The following is a 12,320-nucleotide window of genomic DNA, read 5'->3' as shown; positions in this document are numbered from 1 at the left end:
GAACTCCGCCGAAGCGGTGGCTGGATTAACACCGCTTCGGCCCATGTGTTGCGAATACTTTGCCGATCTTCGTATCGTGGCTGACCTCATCGCTGTAAAGCTTAGCCTCTTCGGCAACGGTCTCGCGCAGGATCGGCGCAAGCGCCGTTTTTTCAGCGCGTCCCCTACGATGCTCTTGGCCCGGCCTGTATCGCGACCAGTGAAGTTCTCATAACCTTCGACGGTGACGCCCTCAGGCGACATATTCGCTACCCACAGTTAGGGATTGCCGCTTGACCATTGGGGTCAGCAAATCATGGATCAATTCGGGTTGAGACGGCGATCCCGTCTTGACGTAGATATTGCGACGATGCGTGCGGGGCGTCGAAATTGAAATCGACAGCTCGGACAACAAGGCGCTGTTGTTCAACTCGCGCGCCAGCAACAGGCACGTGCGGGGTTACATGCAACGCTTATTGGGCAGCGAAGCTTTACACAACTGAAAGATGGGCCGAATTGTGTTTTCTAATTTGTTGTTATCAATCTCGACGCGACCGTCTCGCGAAAACAGGCGCAAACTATCTTCTATTCGACATGCCAACGCATGCCTAAATCCGAAAGACGCCTTTGAACTCGCCCAGGGTAGTCAGTTACAATGGCATCCACGCGCAGGTCGATCATCCTGGCAATATCTTCATGCTCATTGACCGTCCATACGGCAACACACAAGCCCAACTCTTTTGCGCGCGCCATGTTTTCTGCTGTCAAATCCGCATAGTATGGGCACCAAAGTAAACCGCCGGCTCGCTTAACCATCGATGGGATTTCATCGGGACGACCCCGAAAGTCAGGGCTAACGGATTTCGAGGAATCCTCGCCAACTTCGTCTGCGTTTTCCGGAAGCTGGGTAAGGTAGGATGAAGGCATATCGGGGGCCTGCCGCTGACATTCCTCTAACAGGTTCCAGTCAAAACTATGCAGTACCGCGCGCGATGACAGGCCTTTGGCGCGAACCTCCTGAAGAATTCGCCCGACGAGGTTCTCTCGATAGACCGCATCATGAGCCATATCAGGATCCGACTTCAGTTCCAGCATCAGATAGGCGTCGCCGTATTTTGGATCAGCCACCAAATCCAGCAGGTCCTTCAACCTTGGGACACGCACACCGTCCAGTTGGGCCTGATCAGGGAAGCGTTGACCATAAGCGGAATGCCCATCCAACCGGCCGATATCAAATTGCCTGATCTGCTCGAAGGTCAGTGAGGAAACCTTTGGCTCTTCTCCGCTCAGGAACCGGCCATCTGCGTCCCGAAAGCTTGGGGCGTGCAGCCGATGGTTGTGGGTAATGACCGGTATGTCATCGGCGGTCAGGACAACATCAAACTCAAGCAGCGGAACGCCGATGGAGAGCGAAAAGTCAAAACCAAGCATGCTGTTTTCAGGCAGCACACCCCGTGCCCCCCGATGGCCCACTACCCGGATCAGGTTTTCACCGCCACGAAAGGCTTCAACCTGTGGAAACGCCATTAGCCTTCCAGCCTTTCACCGGTCGAGTGGTCAAACAAATGCATGTGCTCTGAGGCGACTGAAAACCGCATATTCGGATGCTGACCTTCGATTGGGTGAACGCCGGGAAGGCTTATGGTGATCGCTCTGCCCGAGCCCACAAGCTGGCCATGCAGCAATGTGTTTGCACCCAGCGGTTCCGCCATCTGAATCTCAGCTTCCAGGGGACCATTGTCATCCAGCAAAAGATGCTCTGGCCGCATCCCCAGCTTCAACGCGGTATCAGGGCCCGCAGACGCGCCAACCTCAATGTCGCCGACCTTGATCACCCCTTTCTCACGTTGGGCATCAAACACATTCATTGCGGGGCTGCCGATGAACTGAGCCGCAAACAGCGTTTTGGGGGTTTCATAGACTTCAAGCGGAGTGCCAATTTGTTCAGCGATGCCACCGTTCATCACTATCATCCTGTCCGCCATCGTCATGGCCTCGACCTGATCGTGGGTCACATACAGTGCGGTGATCCCCAGTTTTTCCTGCAACTCGCGAATTTCCAGACGCATCTGGACCCGAAGCTTGGCATCGAGGTTCGACAGCGGCTCATCAAACAGGAAGACGGCCGGTTCGCGAACAATAGCCCGCCCCATCGCAACCCTCTGACGCTGACCACCTGATAGTTGTCTGGGCTTGCGATCCAGCAGAGGTTCAAGCTGCAACAGCTTTGCCGCTTCGACGACCTTTTGCTCGATCTGGGCCTTGGGCAAACCGGCGATCTTCAGGCCATACCCCATGTTCTGCCGCACTGACATATGCGGGTACAGCGCATAGTTCTGGAACACCATCGCGATGTCCCGGTCCATCGGCTCTTTGTCGTTGGCGCGTTCCTCACCGATCCGGATTTCGCCCGACGTCACGGTTTCAAGGCCAGCCACCATCCGCAGCAACGTGGATTTCCCGCATCCCGAAGGTCCAACGATCACGATGAACTCACCATCCGCAATGTTGATGTCGATGCCATGGATGACGTCCGTCGGGCCAAAACTCTTTTTGACGTTCTCTAAGGTTACTGTTGCCATTTCCTACTTCTCGCTATCGACAAGGCCGCGGACAAAGAGCTTTTGCATCGACACCACCACAATGACCGGCGGGATCATGGCCAGAATGGATGTCGCCATGATCGTCGGCCAATGGGCAAAATCATCGCCGGACGGGAACATTTGCTTGATGCCCATCACGATGGTGTTCATTTCCGGATCGGTGGTGATCAGCAGCGGCCAGAGGTATTGGTTCCAGCCATAGATGAACAGGATCACGAACAGTGCGGCGATGTTGGTTCGGCTCATCGGCACCACAATGTCGATGAAAAACCGCATGGGCCGCGCGCCATCCACGCGGGCGGCCTCGGCCAGTTCATCCGGGATCGTCAGAAAGAACTGGCGGAACAGGAAGGTGGCCGTGGCTGACGCAATCAGGGGGAAGATCAGCCCGTAATAGCTGTTGAGCATGCCGAACCCGGCCACGACCTCGAATGTCGGCACGATGCGTACCTCGACCGGCAGCATGAGGGTCAAGAAGATCAGCCAGAAAAACGTCGTCCGCCCGGGAAAGCGGAAATAGACAATCGCAAAGGCCGACAGCAGAGAGATGACGATCTTGCCCACGGCAATGCCGATGGCCATCACCAGACTGTTGAACAGCATCGTCGCAACGGGCACGTTGATGCCGGAAAACAACGCCGCTTTATAGTTCACCCAGAACTGATCGCCTGGCATCACCGGCATGGGCGGCGAAACGATATCTGCCTGTGTGACGGTCGAAGCGACAAAGGCCAGCCAGATCGGGAAAAAGATGATCAGAACGCCCAGGATCATGAAGGCGTGCGTCAGCCAAATCCCGGCGCCACGTTTCTCGACCATTCCGTGTTGTTGGGCTGCCATCAGTAATGCACCCTCTTTTCCACGTATTTGAACTGGATGACGGTCAGCAGGCCGACCACGATCAGCAGGATGACCGATTGCGCCGAGGATGAACCAAGGTCCTGCCCGACAAACCCGTCCGAGAAGACCTTGTAGACCAGAATTGTGGTTGCCTGTTGCGGCCCTCCGCCGGTGATCGTGTGGATCACGCCGAAGGTTTCGAAGAAGGCGTAGACCACATTCACCACCAGCAGGAAGAACGCTGTCGGAGACAGCAAGGGCAGCACGATGGTGAAGAACCGGCGCCAGAAGCGTGCGCCGTCAATCGCGGCAGCCTCGATCACCGACCGTGGCACCGACTGCAATGCCGCGAAGAAAAACAGGAAGTTATAGCTGATGCGCCCCCAGGCCGAGGCGACAACAACCAGCCCCATGGCCTCGGTCCCGTTCAAAACATGGTTCCAGTCATAGCCAAGCTGGCCGAGGTACCACGACACGACGCCAACGCGGGTGTTGAACATGAACAGCCACAGCACGCCCGCAACAGCCGGGGCAACGGCGTAGGGCCAGATCAGTAACGTCCGATAAACACCCGATCCTTTGATCAGCCGGTCTGCAATGACCGCAAGGAACAGGGCCGGGATCATTGAACAAAGTGTCACGAGCGTTGAAAACACCGCCGTTGTCACGAAAGAAGCGCGGTAGAACTTGTCGCTTAGCAGGAATTCAAAGTTACCCAGCCCCACGAATTGGGACGACAACCCAAAGGGGTCGGGTATGAACAGAGATTGCCAAACGGCCTGACCGGCGGGGTAGAAGAAGAAAACGGCGGAAATGATGACCTGCGGGGCGATCAGCACCAATGGCAAAAGCCAGCCGCGAAAGGTGACGCGTTTTTCCATCCTGATAGCCCACCGAAGAAAGAAAATGCGGGCCCCGAAAGGGCCCGCACCGAATTACGACTTATTGATTGGCGGATTCGAACCGGCGCAGCAGCGCGTCACCGCGCTCTTTCGCGCTGTCCATCGCTTCCTGAGCGGTCTTCTCACCGGACCAGACGGCCTCAAGCTCTTCATCGATGATGCCGCGAATTTGGTCAAACGATCCCAGACGCAGACCCTTGGAATTTGCAGTCGGCTCTTTGGCTGTCATCTGGATCACGGCGATATCGGTGCCGGGGTTTTCTTCATAGAATCCGGCATTGCGTGTCTCGACACCCGCTTCGGCTGTGATCGGCAGGTAGCCGGTATTCTGATGCCAATCCGCCTGAACGCCCGAAGACGACAGGAAGCTCAGAAACTCGCCAACACCCTTGTACGCTTCGGGGTCGTGACCTTCCATCACCCAAAGGGATGCGCCCCCGATAATGGTGTTCTGCGGCTCGCTGATGACGCCCGCCCAATACGGCAGCGCACGCACATCGAAATCAAACTCGGCTTCCGCCTTGATACCAGCGTATCCCGCCGAGCTTTCGGTAAACAGCGCGCATTCACCGGCCCGGAAATTCGCGCCACCTTCGTTTCTGCGACCAGTGTAGATGAACTTGCCACCCTTGGCCCAGTCACCCATCGCCGTCAGGTGTGCAACCTGTGTCGGCCCGTTCAGCATCAGTTCGGTGTCCAGACCGGCAAAACCGTTATCCTTCGAGGCAAATGGCACGTCGTGGTAGGCCGACAGATTCTCAAGATGAATCCAGCTTTGCCATGCGGTGACCAGCGGGCAGTCTTCGCCCCCGGCCTTCAGCTGGTCCAGGACTTCGCCCACATTCTCCCATGTGGAAAGATCGGTGTCGGGGTCGACGCCTGCCGCTTCGAACGCGTCACGATTGACCCACAGAACCGGCGTGGATGAGTTGAACGGCAGAGACAGCATGTCCCCATCCGTGGTCGTATAATAGCCTTTTACCGCCCCGATATAAGCATCGGGATCAAAGGACGCGCCGCTTTCGGCCATCACTTCGTAAACCGGTTTGATCGCACCTTCTGCCGACATCATCGTCGCGGTGCCCACTTCGAACACCATCAGGATGTGTGGCTGTTCACCGGCCCGGAACGCGGCAATCCCCGCATTCAGGGTTTCCGAATAGTTGCCCTTGTGGCTTTCGACCACGACGAATTCGTCCTGGCTGGCGTTAAACTCTTCGACCTGAGCTTTCACAAGCTCGCCCAGTCGACCGGTGAAGGCATGCCAGAACTGAACTTCGGTTTGCGCCATTGCCGCCACCGGGGACAAGGCAGTTGTTACGGCGAGAGCGCCTAGCAGATTCTTATTCATGATTCCTCCCATGCATCAGGTTTGATGCTTCGTTGAATACCGACGGCTACGCGTAAACGGCACACATGACGATTTCACGACGTTAGCGTTACAAAAATATAATTCAAGCTCTATCTGGTGGATAAAAAAATAACACAATGTTATGGAATGGGCAGCAAACCAGGATCAGCAATGAGTCAAATTCTTAGAGTCCGGCAAATGGAAGCCCTTATGGCCGTAACCACCAACGGCTCGGTCACAGCCGCCGCGAACGATCTGGGGGTCAGCCAGCCCGCTGTCAGCAGGTTGCTTTCGGATCTTGAAAAATCACTTGGGTTTCAGCTTTTTGACCGCCGCGAGGGCCGATTGGTGCCCACGCAGGAGGTTCGTTACCTGTTGCCCAGCGTCGAACGTGTTCTTGAACTGATGCGGCAAATCTCTGATGTCAGTCAGGACATCACAAAGCGCAAAGCGGGGCATATCCGTGTTGCCTGTTTGCCCGGATTTGCCACCAGCCATCTACCTGATGTTGTCGCCAGATTTCTGAAAGATCGACCGGGTGTCACGCTGACGATTGAACCGGACAGACCCGAACGCATCCTCGAATGGATGATCGGAGAACAATATGACTTCGGAATCACCGACAGCTTCAACGGTCATCCTGCTGTTGAAAGCAGGAATATCGACGTCCGCACGGTTTGCGTGTTTCCTGCTGGCCATGATTTGGAACGCCTTTCCGAAGTAACACCGGCGGATATCGCAGATGCCAAAATTATTCACACAAGACGCGACAGCGATTTCTTCGGACGTCTTTCAAAAGCGTTTCAAAACGCCAAAGTCGAACTGAATTCACACATCGAAGTCAGACAGTTCACCGCGGCTTGTGAATTGGCGGTGAAGGGTGTCGGGGTTTCTGTGGTCAGCGAGTTGGACGCCATCCAATACACAGCGCGGGGTCTGAGCTATCGGCCGTTCAAGCCATTCTTGTCACACACACTCTCGCTTGTACGCCCGATTTTGAAGCAGCCGTCACTGGTGACGCTGGAATTCATCGAACAGTTTCAGGAAAGCCTGCGGCCATTCCAGGCTGAGTGAGCCCGTCAATGACCACAAGCGGGTTTTGTTGCAAAGCCACGCAACCGCAGGCGCACCTCACCGATCAGCACCTGGTAGTGATTGTTTAACGTCAGCACCGATGAGGTGGTTTAGGTCGACTTTCTGATCCTGAAAGACCACCCGTCCAGCAGTATATCCGAGAGGTCGGGAAATACGGTCGGCACGGTAAAAACCGCCTCAAAAATCTATCAAAAGCTGGATGTAACATCAGAGCGCGAAGTGTTCCTGATGCACATCCGACTCTCGGATCAATGAAATGACAAACCGATCACCGCTGGATACTCCGCTCTTCCTTTGATTTTAGTCTCCGCTGTCATACGCATCGAACACCATGAAGTATTTCTTCATCGGCTCATCCTGTTTCCAGTACCCGTTGAAACCGGCGGGCATGAAGAAGCTTTCTCCGGCTTCAAACCGCTCTTCATTGCCATCTTCTTCAATGATGATGCAGGACCCTTCAATCACGTACATGAATTCGTCCTTGGGGTAGTTTTCCAGACGCTCGGTATAGGCCGTGGCCTCCCAGATACCGACGCGGATCTGGCCTGGCATCTTGCGGTCGCCCACGTAAAACCGGTGGCGGCGATCCTGCCCACCCGGCACGGTGACGTTTTCATGGGCAATCGGCTCCCACGGGGTAAAGCCGGTTTGCGGGTCGCCGTCGGGGGACAAGCGGATGACGCGAATGAGGTCTGACATTTAGGGTTCCTTTGATTTGGCCTGATCTGACGTGACCGGGACATTGGGGGATAGGCTCGGCTGCTGAGGGCTGAGCCCTACCGAAAGCGTGGAGTTGGGCTGAAAGAACAAGACAAGCCGGTTTTGCGCCTGTTCCCTTCCAGCCTCTTGGCGGAGGCGTTCTTCGTTCGGGGTAATGCCAAAGAACGTGCGATAGGATTTGATGAACCATGACGGCGTGGCATAGCCGCAGGTGTATCCGATTTCGGCGATCTGAAACCGGGTGTTCAGCACCAGCGATTGCGCCTTGTTAAGCCGCATCGCGGTGTAGAACTGGCCCGGGGTGGTATCAAATTCTGTGGCAAAAGCGCGGTTCATCTGACGTTCGGAAAAATGCGCCTGCTTGGCGATTTGCCCCAGCGCAAGCGGCGCTGCGATATGGGCCGACATGATCTCGATTGCGCGGGACAGTTTGGCATTTCGCGCTGCAACCAGATCCCGCCCCTCGTTGAGAAAGAAACATTGGCGCACACCTCTTGCCAATTGCGCGTCAAATAGCTGGGCCAGAAAACTCAGCGCCATATCCAGCACCGCCATCCCGCCCGAACAGGTGAAGATCCGGCCGCTTTGCTCAAAATCGGTGCCGTTGAATTCGGCCTTGGGAAACAGGGCGCGGACGCTGTCCAACTCCTCCCAATGGATGGTTGCGGCGCGCCCATCCAGAAGTCCGGCCCCGGCCAGAAGGCGGGGAGCCGTGTCAAGCGCCAACAGCCAGGAACCCTGACGATGGGCAGCGCGCAGCCAGGCAAAGAACGCGGGCGAGGCGGCTTCATCGGGAAAGTAGGACGCGTTCAGCACCACCACATCCGCCGGGGTTTCCGTATCTGAAAACCGGCTGTGGGATTGCAGGGTGAACCCGTTGCTGGCTTTGGGTGCCCCGCTTTGGATGCCCCGTATCCGCCAGTCGATGGCCGGTCGGCGCAGGGTCAGGTTGGCAAAGCGGAAGGCTTCGAGGATCAGCATCGTGGTGAGCATAGAAAACCCGTCCGCCAGAACGACGTCGATAACGATCTTCTTGCGGTCGAGGTTTTCCATACATTCGCCTGTTGGACAATCCATCGGTTTCAGAGCCTTTGCAGGACCCATGCCCCCTGAACGCCAGTCCCCGTTGTGTCACTGGACGCTGACGACAAGCTCTGACGGGCCACTGTCCGAATTGATTGGCCAGCCATCCACGGGCAGGTCGAACGGGCAGGCCGACACGACACAAATCACATCCATCAGGGCCTTGAGCGTTACAAAACTCCCTGGTGCCACGGTATTGGGGGGCGAGACGAACGACCCGTCTTCCAATACGGCCGTATTGGTGAAGAAATTCACCGGCTGGGGCACGACGTCAATCTGATAGCCGATCCGCCGCATCGCCAGATGCAGGTTCTCACTACAGCTTGGGTGGTGGCCTTCATGGCCGAAGAATTCGTACCGAAACTGGTCACAAGCCGCGATCATCATATCATGCGTACCCTCGGCCCCGTCTTTTTCAAATTCAAGCATTGGCCGGCGGAACCTGGACAAGAGCTGATCGCCCTGACGAGGTTTGACGTTGAACGTGGTGACCCAGGTGTGGTTGGCCGAAAGCCATTCGCCAACATTCTCGGCATTAAACGCGAAAAAATCCGCGGCCTGAGAGCCCTTTGGCGTTTCAATGGTTATGGATTGCCCCGCGTTCAATCGAAAGGCGCGGCCCTGTTTGGCCGGAACGGTTACTTTTTCCATAGGCTTCATGTGCTTCCTGTTGCAGTTCCAGAACACTTGATTCGTGTCCCACAACTCTGGTGGATCGCCGTTCGCGCGAACAAGAAAAAACTCTGCGCCTTGAGACGCAGACCGTTTTGCGCACAGGGTGCCGGGGGCGAATTTTTTAGCTGAGATTTAAACATCTGATCACCTGCCAAACCGTTGCATGGAAAATGGCGTCAGATCGTATTTGCTCTGCCCGTTCACGATCAGGTCGCGCAATATGCGCCCGACGACGGGGCCAATGCCAAAACCGTTTCCACTCAGACCGGCGGCGATGAACAGGCCCGGCAGGTTGTGCGCCTGATCGATCACCGGTAGCTCGTCGGGCATATAGTCGATCTGCCCGGCCCAGGCGCGTTCATAGCGCAACTCACCCGCTGCCGGGTAATCCTGCTGGAACAGCTTGCGCGCCCTTTCCAGCCCACGCCAGTCGGGGCGCGGGTCCAGCGTGCGATGGGTGGTGAAATCTGCGTAGTCGCCCATCAGGTTCTGCACCATGGTGCGCCCAAGGTTCAGCCGCAGGTTCCGCCAATTCTTGACCGCCAGCGGCAGGAATTTGAACCCGTAGAACAGGCTGTCGATCATCAGGTCGTGAAAGCCATCTTCGCTGACCGCGATGTTCACCCGCCCATCCGGCAACTGGCGATAGGCGGTCCGACCCCAAACCACCATCTGCCGCATCTCAATCGGGACCGGCGCGGTGCGTGCGACCGAGCCTCTGATCCACAAGGATGGATGCGACACACCCAGCGGTTTCAGCAGCAGCCGCGTCCAGGCCCCCGAGGCGAGGATCACGGTCTCGGCCTCGTACAGCCCCTTTTCGGTCCAGACGCCGGACACCTGACCGCCCGAGGCTTCGACCGAGGTCACAGCGGTGAAATCATGTATCTCGGCCCCCAGACGCGCGGCACCCCGGGCAAAGGCGGGGGCGGCTTTTTCCGGCTCGGCGCAGCCGTCATCGGGGTTGTAGAGCGCCGCCTTCATACCGTCGCCGTTGAAATGGGGCAGCAGCGCCTCGGTCTCAGCCCGGGTCAACAGCCGTGAACCATAGCCCAGTTCGCGCGCCTGATCGACCACGGCCTCCATCCGCCCGACATCGGCGTCGCTATAGCCCACCCGCATCTGACCGTTCTGCCGCCAGTCGATATCCTCGCCCAGCTCGGCCTCGATCCCGCGCCAGATATCCAGACAGTCCAGCATCATCGGCACCTGAGACGGATCGCGCCCCTGCACCCGCACCGCGCCCCAGTTGCGGCTGGACTGTTCACCCGCGATCCGGCCCTTTTCGAACAGCGCGACACGCTTGCCCGCCTTGGCCAGATAATAGGCCGCCGTTGCGCCGACAATGCCACCGCCCACGATGATGGTGTCGAATTTGGCTGTCATTCGGCGGCCTTTGTGCGGGCATGCGGATAGTGCGCGGCGGCGAAGTCTTCGCTGATGAATCCATCGCGAACAGATCGGGCGACGTCCTCAGCCGTGCGTTCCCCGGGATCGCCAAACCCCGCCCCACCGGGTGAGATCAGACGGGCCGCTTCCCCCTTTTTCATGATCCGGTCGACGATAAACATGTCGATCTCTTCCACCGTGCCATCGGCCAGATGGTATTCCAGACTGGCGCGGCCGCCCTCGCCGCCGCCGAAAATCCCCGGCGCGGGGCTGCGTTTGCCATCTGCTTTGGTCGAAACCGAGACGCCATCGACCAGCGAGCCGATATCGCGAATGATCGCCGCCCCGCCCTGCGTGCGCCCCGGGCCAGCGGTGTCCTGTGCCAACCCGTATTCGCGCACGATCAGCGGGAACTCGATCTCCAGCGGTTCGGCGGGCGTGTTCGAGGTGTTGGTGATGCCGACCTGAGTGCCATGCATCCCGTCCTTGTAGAGCGTCGCACCTACACCGCCCGCGACCGCCTCGACATAGACAAAGGGCTCGCCGTTGCGGCGTTTGCCGTAAAATGCCATGCCGGTGTTGATGTCCGCTGACGGAGCCACCGCACGGTCCTGCGGCAGGGCTTCGGCAAAGGCCAGCGTGATCGCGCGCACCACGCGCTGCGCCGAATATTCGCGGTTGCCGATGGCGGCGGGGAATTCCGGGTTCACCAGCGTGCCTTTGGGCAGGTCTATGCGCACCGGCTGGAACATGCCGTAATTGGCGGGGATCGACGGGTCCACCATCATGTTGATGCCGCAGAACACTGCCGCCAGCACCGGGTAATAACCCATGTTGATCGCGCCTTTGGCCTGCGCCCCGGTGCCGGTGAAATCCAGCGACACGTCGCCATCCTTGATCCGCACGGTCAGGCGGATCGGGATTCGGTCGCCCGGCACGCCTTCGTCATCGGTCCAAACCTCGGATGTGTATTCCCCATCCGGCAGCTCGCGCAGGCGCTGGCGCATGCGGCGTTCGGTATAGGTCAGCAGATCGGTCATCGATCGCTGCACCCGGTCCAGCCCATGTTCCGCAGACAGTTTGCGCAAGGAATTCGCGCCCTGTTCGTTCGCGGCGATCTGAACCTTCAGGTCCAGAATCCGCTCCATCGGGTCGCGGGTGTTTTCCGCGATCATGTACAGCAGATCCTCGTCCAGCTGCCCCTCGCGCAGGATGCGCATATGGGGGATGCGGATGCCCTCGGCAAAGACCGATGTGAGGATATGATCGGTCGAGCCGGGAATGACACCGCCCACATCGGAATGATGCCCGATATTGCCGATGAAGTATTCGAGGCTTCCGTCGATGAAGACCGGCGTGATGATCGAGATGTCGTTGTTATGCGACCCGCCCGCCAGATAGACATCGTTGCAGATGAACACATCGCCCTCGCGAATGCTGTCCAATCCGCGCTTTTCGATCAGCGTCTCGACCCCGCCCATGACACCCGACAGCAGCATCGGGATATAAAGCGCCTGACAGATCAGCCGCCCTTCCTTGTCGAAGATCGCGACCGAGGCGTCCTTGCGTTCCTTGATATTGGTCGAAAACGAGGACCGGATCAGCGTGTTCATCACCTCGTCGGTGATCGACAGCAGGCGGTTGTTGAACACTTCCATGTCGATTGCGTTGATATCACTCATG

At 57.7% G+C, this 12,320-nt stretch carries 12 protein-coding genes; 2 read left to right on the top strand and 10 right to left on the bottom strand.

Annotated features, from left to right (window positions below; translation table 11 throughout):
- Positions 1–214 (top strand): hypothetical protein (locus tag MPJ51_RS14155; protein ID WP_298387998.1); only part of this gene is annotated, 214 nt, incomplete at its 5' end.
- A gap of 350 nt (positions 215–564) precedes the next feature.
- On the opposite strand, the gene MPJ51_RS14150 is transcribed toward MPJ51_RS14155, so the two are convergent.
- The 5 genes from MPJ51_RS14150 to ugpB form a co-directional block, all read right to left on the bottom strand.
- Positions 565–1,506, bottom strand: coding sequence for a glycerophosphodiester phosphodiesterase family protein (locus MPJ51_RS14150; protein WP_298387995.1), 942 nt, complete (start codon positions 1,504–1,506; stop codon positions 565–567).
- Positions 1,506–2,561: a sn-glycerol-3-phosphate ABC transporter ATP-binding protein UgpC gene (ugpC, locus tag MPJ51_RS14145; RefSeq protein ID WP_298387992.1), complete on the bottom strand. Its 1,056-nt coding sequence runs from the start codon at positions 2,559–2,561 to the stop codon at positions 1,506–1,508. The genes MPJ51_RS14150 and ugpC overlap by 1 nt, the downstream gene beginning before the upstream one ends.
- A gap of 3 nt (positions 2,562–2,564) precedes the next feature.
- Entirely contained in the window at positions 2,565–3,401 is an 837-nt protein-coding gene (gene ugpE, locus MPJ51_RS14140) for a sn-glycerol-3-phosphate ABC transporter permease UgpE (RefSeq protein ID WP_298388003.1), read from the bottom strand.
- A 20-nt stretch (positions 3,402–3,421) separates the two neighbouring features.
- A complete protein-coding gene (gene ugpA, locus MPJ51_RS14135; protein WP_298387988.1) occupies positions 3,422–4,303 on the bottom strand; it encodes a sn-glycerol-3-phosphate ABC transporter permease UgpA in 882 nt (293 codons plus the stop codon).
- Positions 4,304–4,364: 61 nt separating this feature from the next.
- Positions 4,365–5,675: a sn-glycerol-3-phosphate ABC transporter substrate-binding protein UgpB gene (ugpB, locus tag MPJ51_RS14130; protein WP_298387984.1), complete on the bottom strand. Its 1,311-nt coding sequence runs from the start codon at positions 5,673–5,675 to the stop codon at positions 4,365–4,367.
- A 171-nt stretch (positions 5,676–5,846) separates the two neighbouring features.
- Here ugpB and MPJ51_RS14125 point away from each other — a divergent pair, with 171 nt between their 5' ends.
- Positions 5,847–6,749 (top strand): LysR substrate-binding domain-containing protein, encoded by a 903-nt coding sequence (locus MPJ51_RS14125; protein WP_298387981.1) that lies wholly within the window; start codon positions 5,847–5,849, stop codon positions 6,747–6,749.
- Positions 6,750–7,070: 321 nt separating this feature from the next.
- On the opposite strand, the gene MPJ51_RS14120 is transcribed toward MPJ51_RS14125, so the two are convergent.
- The 5 genes from MPJ51_RS14120 to MPJ51_RS14100 all read right to left on the bottom strand — a co-directional run bounded on the left by MPJ51_RS14120 (position 7,071) and on the right by MPJ51_RS14100 (position 12,319).
- Positions 7,071–7,469, bottom strand: a complete 399-nt coding sequence (locus MPJ51_RS14120; protein ID WP_298387978.1) for a cupin domain-containing protein — start codon at positions 7,467–7,469, stop codon at positions 7,071–7,073.
- Positions 7,470–8,543, bottom strand: a complete 1,074-nt coding sequence (locus MPJ51_RS14115; RefSeq protein WP_298387975.1) for a helix-turn-helix domain-containing protein — start codon at positions 8,541–8,543, stop codon at positions 7,470–7,472. It lies immediately after the preceding gene.
- Positions 8,544–8,621: 78 nt separating this feature from the next.
- A complete protein-coding gene (locus tag MPJ51_RS14110) occupies positions 8,622–9,260 on the bottom strand; it encodes an urea carboxylase-associated family protein (RefSeq protein ID WP_298387972.1) in 639 nt (212 codons plus the stop codon).
- A 132-nt stretch (positions 9,261–9,392) separates the two neighbouring features.
- The gene (locus MPJ51_RS14105; RefSeq protein ID WP_298387969.1) at positions 9,393–10,634 is read right to left on the bottom strand and encodes an FAD-binding oxidoreductase; all 1,242 of its coding nucleotides are present in this window, start codon (positions 10,632–10,634) and stop codon (positions 9,393–9,395) included.
- Positions 10,631–12,319 carry a hydantoinase B/oxoprolinase family protein gene (locus tag MPJ51_RS14100; protein WP_298387964.1) on the bottom strand — a complete coding sequence of 563 codons (1,689 nt, stop codon included), beginning with the start codon at positions 12,317–12,319 and terminating at the stop codon, positions 10,631–10,633. Before MPJ51_RS14100 ends, MPJ51_RS14105 begins: the two co-directional genes overlap by 4 nt.
- Between the last annotated feature and the right edge of the window lies 1 nt (position 12,320).

Origin of the sequence: Ruegeria sp. (assembly GCF_028066395.1) — a bacterium.
Taxonomy (GTDB): domain Bacteria; phylum Pseudomonadota; class Alphaproteobacteria; order Rhodobacterales; family Rhodobacteraceae; genus Ruegeria.
This window is presented reverse-complemented; position numbering and strand designations above follow the sequence as displayed.